Source organism: Achromobacter sp. PD1 (assembly GCF_048541815.1).
Taxonomy (GTDB): domain Bacteria; phylum Pseudomonadota; class Gammaproteobacteria; order Burkholderiales; family Burkholderiaceae_B; genus Achromobacter; species Achromobacter bronchisepticus_A.
In genome coordinates this window covers 139196-155412 of record NZ_CP183349.1, presented here as the reverse complement: position 1 = coordinate 155412, position 16217 = coordinate 139196, and the positions used below count along the sequence as shown (strand labels likewise).

Below are 16217 nucleotides of genomic sequence, written 5' to 3'. Positions count from 1 at the left end.
CTCAACCGAAAAACGAGCTCGACTGAACCCGTGAAAATCGTCATCGCCCCCGACTCTTTCAAAGAAAGCGTGTCCGCTCCCGATGCCGCAGCAGCGATTGCCCGCGGCGTGAAGGCCGCTGTTCCCGGCGCCCACACGGTATGCATTCCGATGGCCGACGGCGGCGAAGGCACGGTCGAAGCCGTGCTCGCTGCGACCGGCGGCAAGGAATGCCAGCTGACGGTGAACGATGCCTTGGGCTACAAGGTCGACGCCGTCTGGGGCTTGCTGGAGGACGGCACGGCGGTGATCGAGATGGCTGCGGCAGCGGGTCTGGAACTGATCGCGCCTTCCAAGCGCGATCCCATGCGCGCCAGCAGCCACGGCGTGGGCGAACTGATGCTGGCCGCCCTGAACGCGGGCGCCACGCGCATCATCCTGGGCCTAGGCGGCTCTGCCACCAACGACGCGGGCGCGGGCATGCTGACGGCCCTGGGCGTGCGCCTGCTGGACGCGGATGGCCGCAGCCTGCCGCCCGGCGGCGGCGCGCTGGGCAAGCTGGCCAGCATCGACACCCGCGGCCTCGACCCGCGCCTGGCCGGGATCCGCATCGACATCGCCTCCGACGTGGACAACCCTTTGTGCGGTCCGCAGGGCGCCTCGCATGTATTCGGCCCGCAAAAGGGCGCGACGCCTGAACAGGTGCTGGTCCTGGATCAGATGCTGACGAATTTCGCCGACGTGTGCGCCAGGCACCTGGGGGCCGATCACCGCGACCACCCGGGCGCGGGCGCGGCGGGCGGTCTGGGGTTCGCGGCCAAGGCTTTCCTCAATGCGCAATTCCGGCCCGGCGTGGAGATCGTGGCGGAACTGGGCGGCCTGGCCCAGGCGGTCGAGGGTGCGACCCTGGTGTTCACGGGCGAAGGCCGCATGGACGCGCAGACCCTGCGCGGCAAGACCCCTGCCGGCGTGGCAAAAATCGCGCAGCGCGCCGGCGTGCCCGTGGTGGCGCTGGCCGGCTCGCTCGGCGAAGGCTACGAAGCGCTGCACGCCTGCGGCATCAGCGCCGCCTTCAGCCTGGCGCCGGGCCCCATCACGCTGCAGCAGGCGCTCACCGACGCCGAAAAGTTGCTGGCCGACCGCGCCCGCGACGTCATGCAGCTATGGATGAGCGCGCAGAAACGCATGCTGTAGGCATCCACGTAAAAAAAAGCCCGCTTGCGCGGGCTTTTTGATTTCGGGGTCCGACGTCACTCGGCCTGCAGCACGCCGGCCGCCACCAGCGCATCGGCCAGGCGGATATACCGGTCCACCGAAATATCCTCGGCGCGCGCCGTGGGCGCGATGTCCAGCGCTTCCCAGGGCACTTGCGGTGCCCAGTCCGCCAGCACCCGGCGCAGCATCTTGCGCCGCTGCGAGAATGCCCGCGCCACCACCGTTTCGAAGGCCCGCTCGCTGACCGGACGCAAACGATCCGCCGGCAAGGGCACCATGCGCACGATCGCCGACACCACCTTGGGCGGTGGATCGAAGGCTTCCGGCGGCACGTCGAACAGCTTGTGCATGCGGTAGCGCGACTGCAGCATCACCGACAGGCGGCTGAAGTCGCCCGAACCGGGCTGCGCGACCATCCGGTCGATCACTTCCCGCTGCAGCATGAAATGCTGGTCGCGGACGTGATCGGCCCAGGTCATCAGATGGAACAGCAGCGGGCTGGAGATGTTGTAGGGCAGGTTTCCCACCACGCGCAGCGCGGGTCCGAACTGGGAAAAATCCACCGTCAGCGCGTCGGCCTCGACCACGGTCAGGCGGCTGGCGTCGAACTGCTTGCGCAGGCGCGCCGCCAGGTCGCGGTCGATCTCGACCGCCGTCAAGTGATCCAGGCGTTCGAGCAACGGCCGGGTAAGCGCGGACAAGCCCGGGCCGATCTCGACCACGGTATCGTCGCGGGCGGGCGAAACCGCCCGGACGATGGACTCGACCACGCTCTCGTCGGTCAGGAAGTTCTGGCCAAAGCGCTTGCGCGCCTGGTGCTGGGACATGTAAAGCCTGTAATGCGTTTAGCGGTTGTTCTGCTGGATCTTCTGCTGCTTTTCCAGACGATTGTCGATGTACGCCTGGGCACGCAGCTGCTCCAGCCAATCTTCGAAAGCGGGCTGGGCACGGCGTTCGAACAGAATCTGGCGCGCCTTCATGCGAGCCATGTCGTCGGTGGCGTCGTGCTGGCGGCGCTCTTCCACTTCGATCAGGTGCCAGCCGAAAGGCGATTGCACCGGCTGGCTGATTTCACCCGGCTTCAGGGCATTCATGGCGGCCTCGAACGGCGGCACGGTTTCGCCCGGGTTCAACCAGCCCAGCTCGCCGCCTTGCGGAGCGGTCGCGTCCTGCGAATACTGGCGCGCCATGTCCTCGAACTTGGCGCCGCCGCTCACCAGGCGCTGGCGCACCTGCTCCAGGCGCTGACGCGCCATTTCGTCGCTCATGACGGTGGAGGTCTTGATCAGGATGTGGCGTGCGCGGGTCTGCATCACTTCCACCGGACCTTGATGCGCAGGCGCCTGCGCCGGCGCGGCTGCGGGTTGCGGCGCCTGGGCCGGCGCCGGGGCGCGGGCAGTGCGGGCGGGCGCCGGCTGGGCGGTGCCGCGGTCCATCACCTTGATGATGTGGAAACCGTTGCCGCTCTGGATCAGGCCGCTGACCTGGCCTTTCTGCAAGTTGCCGACGGCCTGTACGAACAGGTCGGGCCAGCCGTCCAGCGGGCGCACGCCCATGACGCCGCCTTGCAGGGCTTCGGGGCCGTCCGAGGCCGCGGCAGCCAGGCTGGCGAAGTCGTCGCCGCGCTTGGCTTGCGCCAGCAGGCCTTCGGCCTTCTTGCGCAGCGCGGCCAGTTGCTCGGGCGACGAACCTTCAGGCACGCGCACCAGGATCTGGGCCAGGGCATAGAGCATCGGGCCCGAGGGCGCGGCGGCCTGCTGCGGTTCTGGCTGCGGCTGAGCCTGCGGTTGCGGGGCCGCCTGCGGCGCCGCGCCAAATGCCGGATTGCGGCGCTGATCCTTCAGGAAGGCGTCGACTTCGGCATCCGAAATCACGATGGTGGAATCCACCGCGCGTTGGCGCAGGCGATCCGTGCGGATCTCATCGCGCAGCGCCTTGCGGTAGCCGTCCCAGCTGGTGCCGGACTTTTCGATTTCCTGGCGCAACTGAGCCACGGTGATCTTATTGCGGGACGCAATGGTCTGGATCGCTTGGTCGATTTGCGCGTCATCCACGCGTATGCCCAGGCGATCCGCTTCATGGCGCTGCACGCGCTCCATGATCAGACGTTGCAACACCTGGTGCTGCAAGGTCTGGTCATCGGGCACCTGGATGCCGCGGGACTTCAATTCGCCTGAAATGCGCAAGGACGCATCGCGCAGTTCGCGCAGCGTGATCACGTCCTTGTCCACGACTGCGGCAATCCCGTCGACGAACTGCTCGCGCTGCGGCGCGGGCGCGGCGTTTTTTTGCGCAGCGGAATTCGGCTTGGCGCCATTGTTCGCGGCCTTGCCGCCCTGCTCGGCCGCATGGGCCAGGGGCAAGCCGGCGCACACGGCCAATAGCAGCGCATTGCCGGAGAGGCGGCGCAAAGAGTGCAACCTACGCATCATTCATACCTTTCAAATGTGGTCCCGGTGGGCACAGGCGGCGTAATGCGCGAGTAGCCGGGGATACTTCTGTTCAGCAGATTCATCGGGTCGGTTCCCAGGGAACCCAGACCGGTCAGCTCAAGCTGGAAGAATAGTGCCGAGTTGGCGTCCGTGGCGGAGACCGCATATCGCTGGTAGACCATGCGGCCCACCCAGCAGCAATCTCCCTTGTACTCCAGGCCAGCAATGGCCTGCGTGACACGTGGCGAATCCGTTGTGCCGGCCACCGTGCTGGACGGACCGTTGCGCAGCGAGTAGTCCACCCGCCCGACGCCGTACCAGCGCTTGGAGAACGGCCACTGCATGGCCAGGCTCACCTGGTTCTGCCCCTGCGCCTGATACTGAACGCCGGGTTGAGGATCGCGTTGGTAGCGGTACGACACGGCCACCGTCGTCAAGCGCTGCGGCGACCAGCGCGCGCTGACCAGGCCGCGCGACCAGTTGCTGTCGTAGGGGTTGTATTGCGCGGCGATCTCGGTGCTTAGCGTATCGGTCAGGGCCGCGCTCGCGCCCAGGAGGAAGTCGGAACGCACATTCTCGCGCGGTACCTCGCCAGGCAACGTGACCTTCTGGTCTGCAAAGTACAGCCGCTGCGCGATGCCCAGCGACATGCGCTCGAAACCGGTGTTGGCGTCCAGCCAGCGCGTCGTCAACGCCGCGGTTAGTTGGTTGGCGTTGGCGATGCGGTCCCAGCCGCCGGTATAGATGTTCTCTTCGAACGCCTGCGAAAAGCTGAAATCAGCCAAAGAGGTGTCGTAGACAGGCAGTTTGGACTGGTCGCGGTACGGCACGTACAGGTAGTACAGACGCGGCTCCAGGGTCTGCGTGGATGCCTTGCCGAACAGCGAGGTGTCGCGTTCGAAGACCAACCCCGAATCCAGGGACAGGATCGGCACCGAACGGGATTGCGAACGCGGCGTCCCCGGGCTGAGGTTGTACCAGTCGGTGTTGTACTGGGTGTAATTGACGCCTGCCTTGGGAACGATGAACCAGCCAGGCTTGACGATGGGGTAGGAAACCGTCGGATAGGTTTGAAAACGGTCGCCATCAGGCCCCAGGCGCGTGCTTTCGAACAAGGGCTTGCGGAAACGCACTGCCGTGGAAGTCCAGTCGACGTCAAAACCGCCCCAGTCATAACGAGCGCCCCGGAAGAAAATTTCCGGTTCCTTGTCATATGGCGGCGAGAGCGGCGCATCGGGATCCTGCAGCGTCTGGTACTTGTAGACCTGCGCGTACGCACTCCAGTAACCCGATGCGGACGCCCATCCCACCCGTGCCCGTTGCGGCAGATAGGTCGTCGAAGCCTGGTTCAGGCCCAACTGGGAAATGTCGCGGAAGTAGTTGTCGTCCGAAACCTTCGCAACGTCCCAATCCGCATAGAAGCCGTAGGGCAATATCTGCTGGTGGCGCCACCAGTACATCCAACGGTCGCTGTCGGTCAGCTTGTCGTTGGGCAGGTAGGCGCCGTCCAGGATGCCGCTGTAAGAATTGCCCAGGTAGCGGAACTCACCTCCCAACTGCAGCCCGCGCTTGGAAAAGTAGCGCGGCTGCACGGTCAGGTCATAGTTCGGCGCCAGATTCAGGTAATACGGAATCGAAAAATCGAGACCGCCCTGGCTGGTCGTGCCATACGTCGGCATCAGGAAGCCCGACTTGCGCTCCTTCTTGACCGGAAAGGTCATATAAGGCGACGCCAGGATGGGCACGTCCTTGAAATACAGCACGCCGCTGCGCGCCACGCCTTCGTTTTCGTCGAAGTCGATGTCGACGGTCTTGGCCTTGATGTACCAGGACGGCGTTTCGCAGGCGCAGCCGCTGTACGTCACGGTTTGCAGCCGCATCTGCGACCGGCTGAAGATGTCCGCATGCTCGGCGACGGCAAAGCCGCCGTTGGCGCCCATCCAGAAATTGGGCTTTTCGACCTCACCCGAGGACTTGTCGACGTTGAACTTGGCGCTCGGCCCGATCACCAGGGTGCCGTCGCGCATCATGCGCGCGCTACCCTGGACGTCGACTTCGCCGGTGTCCTTGCGGTAGTTGATGCGGTCGCCCTTGATTACGCTGTCGATGCGGCGCACCTGGGCGTTGCCGGTCAGGGTCAGATCCGAATCAGGATCGCCATCGATGGTGTCCGCCTCCATGAAGGCGGGAATGCTGTCGTCCGGCAAGCGGTGGATCCGCAAGCCCGGCGAAGTGCGCAACACGGGAGTCGCCGAGGTCGACGACGCGGCGGGAGCGCTGCCCTGGCTGCCTTGGGCCTGGACGGCTCCGGCGGCGACACTGACAGCAGAGAGGATCAACCATCGAACCTTGCGCACGAGTGAAAACAGCCCTTTTTGACGATGGTGGGAACGCGACACCGGCACCCACGAAGGGCCAATGCTAACGGAAACGAGCCGGTATTATAGAGAAGCCGCGCCATAGGCCCAGACTTATGTGCCCGGGACACAATTCTCAGCAATATTGCCTTTCTGACACGGATCTTCCTTGAAAAACGATCACGACCCCCGCCTGGAGCAGATCCGCCACTGGCTGGGCGGCCTGCCCGCCAGCCTGAACCTGGCCATCGACACGCTGCGCCCGGCGTCCGCCGACGCCAGCTTCCGCCGCTATTTCAGGCTGGACGCCGGCGTACGCACCTTGATAGTCATGGACGCCCCGCCCGCGCACGAGGATTGCCGCCCCTTCCTGCACGTGGACCGTTTGCTGGCGGATGTCGGCCTGAACGTGCCCGCCGTGCTGGAACAGGATCTGGACCAGGGCCTGCTGCTGTTGTCCGACCTGGGTGAACAAACCTATTACCAGCGCATTCAGGCCGGACTGCAGGACAGCGAACTGCAGACGTTGTATCGCGAGGCCCTGGCCGCCCTGGTCCGCCTGCAGCAGGCCTCCACTGCCGGCCTGGGCGCTTATGACACCGCCCGCCTGGCCGACGAGCTCAAGCTTTTCCCCGAATGGTACGTGCAGAAGCATCACGGCGTGACGCTGGACGACAAGACCGCAAACGCGCTGGAAAAGATCTTTGCCTTGCTGTCCGCCAGCAACGGCGGACAGGCCCAGGTGCTGGTGCACCGCGACTACCATTCGCCCAACCTGATGGTCTGCGACCGGCCGCAGTACGGCCCCAACCCGGGCATCATCGACTTCCAGGATGCGTTGGCCGGCCCCATCACTTATGACCTGGCCTCCCTGGTGACGGATGCCCGCACGACCTGGGAAGAACCCCAGCAATTGGACTGGGCCATCCGCTACTGGGAAATGGCGCGGGTGGCCGGCCTGCCGGTGGACTCGGATTTCGCCGAATTCCACCGCGCCTACGAGTGGATGGGCCTGCAGCGCAACCTGCGCATCCTGGGCGTGTTCGCCCGGCTGCATCATCGCGACGGCAAGGCGCACTACCAGGCCCACATGCCGCGCGTCAGCGGCTATGTCCGCCAGGTGGCCCAGCGCTATGGCGTCTTCACGCCCCTGCTGCGCCTGCTGGACCAGCTGGAAAACCGCCAGGTTAGTGTCGGGTACACGTTCTGATGCGGGCCATGATCCTCGCGGCGGGACGCGGCGAACGCATGCGCCCCCTCACCGACCGCTTGCCCAAGCCCCTGCTGTCCGTGGGCGGCCAGCCGCTGATCGTCTGGCACCTGCGGCGGCTGGCGGCCGCGGGTATCCGCGACATCGTCATCAACCACGCCTGGCTCGGCCACGAAATCGAACGGGCGTTGGGCGACGGCAGCGCGCATGGCGTGCGGATCCGCTATTCGGCCGAAGCCTCCGCGCTGGAAACCGCGGGCGGCATCGTCCAGGCGCTGCCGCTGCTCGGCGACGAGCCCTTCCTGGTCGTCAACGGCGACGTCTGGTGCGACTGGGATCCCGCCGCGGCCACCGGCCTGGCGCGCGGCCTGCCCGGGAGTGGCGCCTGGCTGCTGCTGGTGGACAACCCGCCCCAGCATCCGGCCGGCGATTTCCGCCTGGCTGCCGACGGCAGCGTGCATGCCCAGGGCGAACCTCGTTTGACCTTTGCGGGTATCGGCGTCTACCATCCCTCGTTGTTCGCCGACGTCCCCCGGGGCGCGGCGGCGCCTCTGGCGCCCTTGCTCCGGCAGGCCATGGCCCGCGGCCTGGCGCGCGGCGCGCGCCACGCAGGCGAATGGACGGATGTCGGCACGCCGCAGCGGCTGGCGGACCTGGACGCCGAGCTCAACCGCCGGGTCCGCTGATGCCCACATATTTCACAATATCAAGGTGCGCAACCAGGCTTGTCCGCGCACCCAACGGTCCCGGCTAACGGGGTATTCTCTAGCGCTTTGACCTGCGCGCGCAGCGCGCGGGCGAGCAAACACACAGGAAGTTTTCTAGGAATGGGGATGTTTGGAAGATCGCAACGGGCTGTATTCAAGCCCTCCGTGTACCAGCCCGGCCAACGCACGCGCCGCATGCCGCGCTGGCTGGTCCTGCTGCTGGTGGGCATCGCCCTGGGCGCCGGCGGCGTGCTCTTCCTGCAGACCAACTACGGCCCGCAACGCCTGACCGTGGAACAGTCCGAGCAGCTGCACAGCGAACTGAGCACCGCCAACCTGGAACGCCAGCGCCTGCAAAGCCAGCTCGAGGAAGCCACGCAACAACGCGACGCCAACAAGTCCGGCCATGAAAAGCTGACTTCCGACCTTGCTGAAGCCCGCAGCAAGATCGAAACGCTGAACAAGGAACTGGTGCTGTTCCAGGACGCCATGCCGGCCGATCCGCGCGGCGGCAACCTGGGCATCCGCTCGGCCACCTTCAAGCGCGCGCCCGGCCTGCTGGACTACCAGGTGCTGGTCATGCGCGAGGACCGCCAGGGCGCGCCGTTCAAGGGCACGCTGACCTTCTCCATCGACGGTACCTACCCCAACGGCCGCGCCGCCACCGTCACGCCGGAAGGCCCCGCCCTGAACGTCGACCGTTACGACTACGCGCTGGGCCAGCTGAAGCTGCCCGACGGCTTCACGGCCAAGGTCGTGGTGCTGCGCGTAATGGACGGCGCCCAGAAGCAGCAGGCGATGCGCATCTACTACGTGCGCAACTGATAGATACGCCACGCAGTCATCAAGACCCGCCCTGATCCGGCGGGTTTTTTCTTGCCCAAAAAATATGGTTGCGCACGCAACCTCTTAATAATATAGTTGCGCAAACAACCAATACCTGGAGACAACATGCCGCTCCCCGCGCACGTTCCCGTCCTGATCGCCGGCGGCGGCCCCGTCGGCCTGACGCTGGCCGCCCTGCTGGCCGAATACGGCATCGCCTCGCTGACGCTGGAGGCGGACGACGACTATTGCAGCGGCAGCCGCGCCATCTGCATCTCGCGGCGGTCGCAGGAAATCATGGGCTGGGTCGGCGCCGACCGGCCCCTGACGGCCACCGGCCTGGCCTGGACCGGCGGCCGCAGCTACTTCCGCAACAGCGAGGTCCTGCATTTCGAGATGCCGCACGATCCGCTGCAGCGCTATGCGCCCATGGTCAACATCCAGCAGTACGCCGTCGAGGAGTACGCGCATCAGGCCATGCAGCGCCATCCGGCGCTGGCCGAACTGCGCTGGTCGGCACGGCTTGCCGGCCTGCGCGCCGACGCGGACGGCGTCACGGCCGAAGTGGACATCGAAGGCGGCCGTCAGACCGTGCGCGCCGACTGGCTGATCGCCTGCGACGGCGGCCGCAGCACCGTGCGCGAGGCCATGGGCCTGAAGCTGGAAGGCATGCAGTACGAAGGACGCTACGTCATCGTGGATATCGAACAGGAGTCCAGCCGCCCTGTGGAGCGCCTGGCCTGGTTCGATCCGCCCTCCAATCCCGGCTCCACCCTGCTCATGCACCGCCAGCCCGGCAATGTGTGGCGGGTGGATTACCAGATCCGCGACGACGAAGACCCCGAAGAGGCCGTCAAGCCGGAGAACGTGCTGCCGCGCGTACAAAGCCATCTGGACATGATCGGCGAGACCGCGCCGTGGAAGCCCTTGTGGATCTCGATCTATAACGCCAAGTGCCTGACGCTGGACAGCTACCGCCACGGACGCGTGCTGTTCGCCGGCGATGCCGCCCACCTGGTGCCTATCTTCGGTGTACGGGGCCTGAACTCGGGACTGGACGACGCCGGCAACCTGGCCTGGAAGCTGGCCTGGGTGCTGCGAGGCCAGGCCTCCGACAGCCTGCTGGACAGCTACAGCGTGGAGCGCGTCCACGCCACCCGCCAGAACCTGGCCTACGGCGCGAAGAGCACCGAGTTCATGGCCCCGCCGGACTTCGGCTTTCGCCTGATGCGCGAGGCCGCCCTGCGCCTGGCGCTGTCGGATGAGCGGGTGCGTCAGCTGATCAACCCGCGGCAGTCGGCGCCCATCTCCTACGATGCCTCGCCGCTGAACCTGAGTGACGGCGCGCCGCAAGCCGGCACGGCCGCCGCGCCCGGCCAGCCTGCGCCCGAAGCGCTGCTGCACGATCACGGCGCGCCGCTGCACCTCAGCGCATGCTTTGGCGCCGGCTTCGTCGCGCTGTCGCTGGCTCCCGACGCCCGGCTGGCGGCCGAACTGGACGCCCTGGCTGCCGCCACCCGCGATGCCCCCCAGCCGCTGCGCGTGCTGAAGACGGGCGATGACGCCTTGCAGGACCCGCACGGACAGCTAAGCCAGCGCTACGGCGCGCAAGCCGGCACCGTCTACCTGTTGCGGCCTGACGGCTACGTGCTGGGACGCTGGACCGCCCCGTCGGCCGCCACCCTGCGCGCCGCGCTCAAGCCCTACTACCCCTCGATCGCACGCGACGCGCACAAGGAAGAGCTAGCATGAACAACGATGAACTGGACCAGATCTATACCGCCATGGCGCAGACCCTGACGCGCGTCGGCGAGGAACAGGCATCGCTCTTCCTGTCGATCCTGAGCCTGTCGCTACTGGCCCGCTTGAGCGATACGCGCGACGCCGCCACGCTTTTGGCCCAGGCGGAAGCCGCCTGCCTGGCCAACGGTCCTGTGGCACACTACTCCGCCTCCGAACCTGCCCGCCCGACGTGAACCCGCCCGCCCTCGAACGATTCCTGACCTACCGCCTGCACGTGCTCAACAAGATCACGGACAGGGACACGAATCGCGCCTATCTGGAAGCTTGCGGGATTCCTCTGGGCGAGGCCCGCTGCCTGGCGGCCATCGGCCGCTACGCGCCCTTGTCGGTCAACGATCTGGCGCGGGCGGCCAATCTGAACAAAGGCCAAGCCAGTCGCTCGGCGCAGGCCCTGGTGGACCGCGGCCTGGTGGAAAAAACCATGTCCGCCTCCGACGGGCGCGGCGTGGTGCTGGCGCCCACCCCGGACGGCCTGGCGCAATATCAGCGCGTCATCGACCTGATCGCCCGCCGCAATGAAGAAATCTTTGGCTGCCTCAGCGCCGACGAGCAGCGCCTGCTGGGCGACATGCTGGACCGCGTGAACAGCCATTTGCAGCCTGACGCGGACGGCGCGGAAGACCCGCTTCCGCCCACGCCGCCGCAAAACGCGCCCTAAGCCTTGGGCGCGGTGGCGCCCAATTGCGCTGCCGCCTCGTCCATGAACTGCGCCATGCGCACATCCAGCTCGGTCACGCCGCCGGCGTCGTGCGTGGTCAAGGTCACGTCCACGCGGTTGTAGACGTTGGTCCATTCCGGATGATGGTTCAGCTTCTCCGCGAACATGGCGACGCGCGTCATGAAGCCGAATGCCGTATTGAAATTGGGGAAGCGGAAGCGCTTTTCGATGGCGTCGCGCATCGCCACGGCCTGCCAGCCGGACAAGGCGGCCACGGCAATATCGGTGCCGATGCGGGCGGGAGGGAACATGCTCATGACGGACTCCAAAAAAAACAGGCGGCGGCGCATCGCGCCAGCCGCCTCGGACACTGGGCTGGCCCAGGCTTACTGCTGGACCGCGTACAGGTAGATCTCCACGCGGCGGTTCAGCGCACGGCCTTCGGCGGTCGCATTGTCGCCGATCGGATCGTTCGGCCCGCGGCCCTCGACCGTCAGGCGGCCCGCGGCCACGCCCTGCTTGCTGAGGTAGTCGGTCACGCTCTTGGCACGATTGACCGACAGCGTCTGGTTGTGCGCCAGGGCGCCCGTGCTGTCCGTATGGCCGACCACCTTGGCCCGCAGTTCAGGATGCTGGTTGAGCGAGCGCGCCACGCTGTCCAGCACCGGCAGCAACGCGGGTTTGAGCTGCGTCTTGTCGGTATCGAACGACACGCCGCTGGGAATGTTGACCTTGAGGCTGCCATCGGGCATTTCGACCACGTCGATGCCCAGCGACGAAGCGCCCGACTTCTGCACGTCTTCCTTGACGACCTTCCAGTTGTAGCCGACCAGGCCGCCCGCCACCGCGCCGATGCCGGCGCCGATGGCCGCGCCCGTGCCATGGCCCACCAGGGCTCCAATACCGGCGCCGATCGCCGCGCCGGCGCCCGTGCCCACTGCGGTATTGGTCTGCTGCTGCGTGGCGCAACCCGCCAGCAAAGCCCCCGACGCCGCGACCACGGCGATCCGGTTGAATATTGTTCTTGAGTTCATGGAAACCTCCACTATCCCGTCGGTGCGCCGGATCATTCCGGCCAGATCATGCTAGCAAGCGCGGGGCGGGAGACAGGCAACATTTTGTATTGCCCGGAGGATGGCAAAAATGGCGCGGCCGCCAGCCGTAACAGCTAGCGGCCGCGCCGCGCAACAATAGGCTACATTCCGCTCGCAGCGGAGCCGGCCTCCGGCGAGCAGGCCGGCGCCAGCCGCCTAGCGCTGCTGGAAAGTCCGGCGCGCCACGTTCAGCGACACCATGGCCATGAGCGCAATGGCCACCAGGTAGTAGCTGGGCGACAGCTTGGAATCGGTGGTCGCGATCAGCCAGGTCAGGATGAACGGCGCAAAGCCGCCAAAGATCGTCACGGCAATGTTGTAGCCCAGGGACAGGCCGGTGGTGCGCACCTGCACCGGGAAGATGGCGGACATCAGCGCCGGCATGGGCGCAAAGTACGCCGTCGCCAGGACGCCCAGGATGACCTGCACGATCATCAGCACGCCCACGGTCGGATACGACACCAGCAAATAGAACAAGGGGTAGCACAGCAGCGCGGTCGCCAGGGCCGCGGCCGTCATGATGCGCGCGGGCCCGATCCGGTCTGCCAGGGTGCCGACGAAAGGCGCGCCGACCGTCATGATGACGCCCGTGACCAGCGTCGCCAGAAAGCCGATGGTAGGCGGCAGACCCAGCTGGCGGATCGAGTACGTGGGCATGTACAGGGCCAGGTAATTGCCCACCGAGCCCAGCGCCACGAAGCCGACGGTAACGAGCAGGCGCAGCTTCTGCCCCGCGAACATGTCGCTCAGCGGCGAGGCCGACGCCTCTGCCGCGCTGAACTCCGGCGTTTCATCCATGTGATGGCGGATGTAGTAGCCCACCGGTGCGATCAGCAGGCCGAACACGAACGGAATGCGCCAGCCCCAGCTTTCCAGCTGGGCCTGGGTCAGCGTCGCATTGAGCACCGCGCCGAACAAGGCGGCCAGCAGGATCGCCGCGCCCTGGCTGGCGACCTGCCAGCTGGCGTAGTAGGCGCGCCGGTCCGGCGCATACTCGATGAGGAAGGCCGTCGCGCTGCCGAATTCCCCGCCCGCCGAAAAGCCCTGGATCAGGCGCGCGACCAGAATGATGATCGATGCTGCCACGCCGATCTGCGCATGCGTGGGCACCACCACGATAATCAGCGTGCCTATCATCATCAGGAAAATGGACGCCGTCAGCGCCGCCTTGCGGCCCGCCCGGTCGGCATAGCTGCCCAGCACGATGGCGCCCAGCGGCCGCATCAGGAACGACACGCCGAAGGTGGCCAGCGCCAGCAGCAGCGAGGAACTCTCGCTGGCGGACGGAAAGTACAGCTTGGCAATGATCAGCGCGAACGTGCCGTACGCGATCATGTCGAACCACTCCAGCGCATTGCCGATGGATGCGGCAATCACCGCGCGCCGCGCCTGGGCGCGCCGGTCGCCCGCCGGCGCCGCCTTGCTACGGCCGGCGGCCGCCGCATTCCAGGTTGTCTTCTCCGAATAAGCCATTTTTCCCTCTGTTTTTTTTGAAGAGTAACTATCGATTCAACTCATTGCCGGGCCATCTCGAGATGGCCCGCCAGCTTTTCCATGAACTGTTCGCACAGTCTGATCTGCGACAACGCGACATACTCGTCCGGCCGGTGCGCCTGCTGCAGGTTGCCGGGGCCGCAGATGACTGCCGTCATGCCGGCCCGCTGGAACAGGCCGGCCTCAGTGCAGTACGCCACCTTCTCGGTGCCGCGCGCGCCGGTCAGCGCCTGCGCCAGCCGCGCAATCTCGGCGGTCGCGGCGGTATCGAAACCGGGCACCTCGGCCAGCGCTTCCAGTTCGATATCGGCCTGCGGGTTCTCCGCCTTGATGCGGTCGCGCAGCTCGCCGGTGATGTAGCGGCGCAGGCCGCCGATCACGTCTGGCGCCAGCACGCCCGGGATGGTGCGGAATTCGAACTCGAACTGGCAGCGGTCCGGAATCGTGTTGACGGACAGGCCGCCCGAGATCGTGCCGGTGTTGGCAGTGGTGTACGGCACCTCGAAATCGTGGTCGAAGGGCCCTTTCTGGCGATGGCCGTCCGCCATGTCGCGGATATGGCAGATCGCCCGCGCCGCATACTCGATCGCGTTGACGCCGCGCGGCGTCAACGATGAATGCGCGGCATGGCCATGCACGGTGCAGCGGTAAAGATTGCTGCTCTTGTGCGCGGAGATGACGCGCATCTCGGTGGGTTCGCCCACGATGCAGCTGTCGGGCCGGATGTCCAGCTTCGCCAGCTCGCGCAGCATGGCATCCGCGCCCAGGCAGCCCACCTCCTCGTCATAGCTCAGCGCCAGGTGCAGCGGCACGCGCAGCCGCCGCGACGTGAACGACGGCAGCATGGCCAGCGCCACGCCGATGAAGCCCTTCATGTCGCAGGTGCCACGGCCGTACAGGCGGCCGTCGCGCACTTCGGGCGCGAACGGATCGCTGCTCCAGGCCTGGCCGTCCACCGGCACCACATCGGTATGGCCGGACAGCACCACCCCGCCCTGGGAGCCGCCGTCCGCAGCAGGCACAGTCACGAAAAGATTCGCCTTCTTGCCGTCGGCGTTGTAGATCAGCCTGGGCGCCAGGCCGGCCGCGGCCAGGTGGTCGCGCACCGTTTCGATCAGACCCAGATTGGACAGGCGGCTGGTGGTGTCGAAACGCACCAGCCGTTCTATCCATTCCAGGGAACGGGGAAGCTCTGCAGTATTCATGGGTCGCACCTAAGGTTGAGGCCTGGCGCTCAGGCAGCCTTGCCCCGCGCCGCATCCAGAAAGCGCGCTAGTCTAGCCACGCCTTCATCCAGCCGCTCATGCGCGCTGGCATAGCACCAGCGCAGATAGCCCTCGCCCTCGGGACCGAACGCCATGCCCGGCGCCAGGCCCAGCCCGCCGCGCACGACCAGGTCCTTGCAGAACGCCAGGCTGTCAGACACGCCGCGGATGCGGAAGAAGGTGTACATCGCTCCCGGCGCCGCGCCGGCCAGTTCAACCCCAGGCACCTGCGACAGCTTCGATGCCAGGTGGTCGCGCGCCAGCCGCAGCCGCTGCACCGTGCGCGCGATGACGGGCTCGCCCTGTTCAAGCGCGCACAAGGCGGCGGTCTGCACGAAACCCGGCGTGCAGGTGTTGCTGTATTCGATCAGCTTGCCGACTTCCGGCAGCAGGCCGCGCGGCACCACCACCCAGCCCACGCGCCAGCCCGTCATCAGCCAGGCCTTGGAAAACGAATTGCAGCTGACCACGCGGTCGTCCGGAGCCGCGATGTCCAGGAAGGTGGGCGCCACGGCGCCTTCGTAGTAATAGCGTTCGTAGACATCGTCGGCGATGATCCAGATGCCGTGCTTGCGGCAGTGCTCCAGCACGACGCGCTGCTGCTCCGCATTCATCACCCAGCCCGTCGGATTGTTCGGCGAGTTCACCAGCAGCGCCCGCACGTCCGGCGTCAGCGCGGCGAGCAAGGCATCCAGGTCCAGGCGCCAGCCGCTCTCGGAAAACGACAGCGGCACGGTCGTCACGCTCGCCCCCAGCACCTTGGGCATTTCCACCAGGTTGGGCCACAGGGGCGTCACGGCCACCACGTGATCGCCCGCGCCCACGATGGCCTGCACCGCGGTCATCAGCGCCGAGGTGCCCGAGCTGGTCACCGCGATGTTGTCCACATCGCGCTGACCGTGCAGTTCGCTCACATACCCGGCCAGGCGTTCGCGCAGCGCGGGCACGCCCAGGGTCTGCACATAGAACGTCTGCCCCGACGCAATGTGGGCGATGGCCGCATCGCGAAACGCGGGCGGGGTCTGCTCGTCGGGCTCGCCGAACCAGAACGGCAGCACGTCGGCGCGGCCCATGCCCGCATTGGCGACTTCGCGGATTTGCGACGAGCGCAAGCTCTGCACGCTGGCGCGCGCGGTCGCCTTGGCGCCGCCGGAAGATACTGCTGTATTCATGCTTGT

15 protein-coding genes are annotated in these 16217 nt (G+C 66.6%); 7 read left to right on the top strand and 8 right to left on the bottom strand.

The window, feature by feature from the left end:
* Nucleotides 1-30 precede the first annotated feature (30 nt).
* Complete coding sequence (locus ACM1PE_RS00690) at nt 31-1173, top strand: glycerate kinase (protein WP_059371525.1); 1143 nt, start codon at nt 31-33, stop codon at nt 1171-1173.
* 56 nt (nt 1174-1229) lie between these two features.
* Here ACM1PE_RS00690 and rsmA read toward each other — a convergent pair whose 3' ends face one another.
* From rsmA to ACM1PE_RS00675, 3 genes are read right to left on the bottom strand one after another with little or no spacing between them, the layout of a single operon-like run.
* Nucleotides 1230-2021: a 16S rRNA (adenine(1518)-N(6)/adenine(1519)-N(6))-dimethyltransferase RsmA gene (gene rsmA / locus ACM1PE_RS00685; RefSeq protein ID WP_118932411.1), complete on the bottom strand. Its 792-nt coding sequence runs from the start codon at nt 2019-2021 to the stop codon at nt 1230-1232.
* An 18-nt stretch (nt 2022-2039) separates the two neighbouring features.
* Nucleotides 2040-3626, bottom strand: a complete 1587-nt coding sequence (locus ACM1PE_RS00680) for a peptidylprolyl isomerase (RefSeq protein WP_187774067.1) — start codon at nt 3624-3626, stop codon at nt 2040-2042.
* Nucleotides 3623-5983: an LPS-assembly protein LptD gene (locus tag ACM1PE_RS00675; RefSeq protein ID WP_419342310.1), complete on the bottom strand. Its 2361-nt coding sequence runs from the start codon at nt 5981-5983 to the stop codon at nt 3623-3625. Before ACM1PE_RS00675 ends, ACM1PE_RS00680 begins: the two co-directional genes overlap by 4 nt.
* Nucleotides 5984-6152: 169 nt before the next feature.
* On the opposite strand from ACM1PE_RS00675, the gene ACM1PE_RS00670 reads away from it, so the two are divergent.
* The 6 genes from ACM1PE_RS00670 (at nt 6153) to ACM1PE_RS00645 (ending at nt 11186) form a co-directional block, all read left to right on the top strand.
* The gene (locus tag ACM1PE_RS00670; RefSeq protein ID WP_419342308.1) at nt 6153-7193 is read left to right on the top strand and encodes an aminoglycoside phosphotransferase family protein; all 1041 of its coding nucleotides are present in this window, start codon (nt 6153-6155) and stop codon (nt 7191-7193) included.
* Nucleotides 7193-7879: an N-acetylmuramate alpha-1-phosphate uridylyltransferase MurU gene (murU, locus tag ACM1PE_RS00665; protein ID WP_059371520.1), complete on the top strand. Its 687-nt coding sequence runs from the start codon at nt 7193-7195 to the stop codon at nt 7877-7879. Before ACM1PE_RS00670 ends, murU begins: the two co-directional genes overlap by 1 nt.
* Nucleotides 7880-8026: 147 nt before the next feature.
* Entirely contained in the window at nt 8027-8725 is a 699-nt protein-coding gene (locus tag ACM1PE_RS00660) for a DUF6776 family protein (RefSeq protein ID WP_059371519.1), read from the top strand.
* A gap of 126 nt (nt 8726-8851) precedes the next feature.
* Complete coding sequence (locus ACM1PE_RS00655; RefSeq protein ID WP_419342305.1) at nt 8852-10477, top strand: FAD-dependent oxidoreductase; 1626 nt, start codon at nt 8852-8854, stop codon at nt 10475-10477.
* Entirely contained in the window at nt 10474-10701 is a 228-nt protein-coding gene (locus ACM1PE_RS00650) for a hypothetical protein (RefSeq protein ID WP_059371517.1), read from the top strand. Before ACM1PE_RS00655 ends, ACM1PE_RS00650 begins: the two co-directional genes overlap by 4 nt.
* Nucleotides 10698-11186, top strand: a complete 489-nt coding sequence (locus ACM1PE_RS00645) for a MarR family winged helix-turn-helix transcriptional regulator (RefSeq protein WP_059371516.1) — start codon at nt 10698-10700, stop codon at nt 11184-11186. The genes ACM1PE_RS00650 and ACM1PE_RS00645 overlap by 4 nt, the downstream gene beginning before the upstream one ends.
* On the opposite strand, the gene ACM1PE_RS00640 is transcribed toward ACM1PE_RS00645, so the two are convergent.
* The 5 genes from ACM1PE_RS00640 to ACM1PE_RS00620 all read right to left on the bottom strand — a co-directional run bounded on the left by ACM1PE_RS00640 (nt 11183) and on the right by ACM1PE_RS00620 (nt 16211).
* The gene (locus ACM1PE_RS00640) at nt 11183-11503 is read right to left on the bottom strand and encodes a 4a-hydroxytetrahydrobiopterin dehydratase (RefSeq protein ID WP_059371723.1); all 321 of its coding nucleotides are present in this window, start codon (nt 11501-11503) and stop codon (nt 11183-11185) included. The two genes, ACM1PE_RS00645 and ACM1PE_RS00640, sit on opposite strands and share 4 nt — an antisense overlap.
* Before the next feature lie 69 nt (nt 11504-11572).
* Nucleotides 11573-12220, bottom strand: coding sequence for an OmpA family protein (locus ACM1PE_RS00635; protein ID WP_059371515.1), 648 nt, complete (start codon nt 12218-12220; stop codon nt 11573-11575).
* 216 nt (nt 12221-12436) lie between these two features.
* Nucleotides 12437-13753, bottom strand: a complete 1317-nt coding sequence (locus ACM1PE_RS00630) for an MFS transporter (protein ID WP_419342302.1) — start codon at nt 13751-13753, stop codon at nt 12437-12439.
* A gap of 41 nt (nt 13754-13794) precedes the next feature.
* Nucleotides 13795-14979: an acetylornithine deacetylase gene (gene argE / locus ACM1PE_RS00625; RefSeq protein ID WP_419342300.1), complete on the bottom strand. Its 1185-nt coding sequence runs from the start codon at nt 14977-14979 to the stop codon at nt 13795-13797.
* 29 nt (nt 14980-15008) lie between these two features.
* Nucleotides 15009-16211 carry a pyridoxal phosphate-dependent aminotransferase gene (locus ACM1PE_RS00620; RefSeq protein WP_059371513.1) on the bottom strand — a complete coding sequence of 401 codons (1203 nt, stop codon included), beginning with the start codon at nt 16209-16211 and terminating at the stop codon, nt 15009-15011.
* Between the last annotated feature and the right edge of the window lie 6 nt (nt 16212-16217).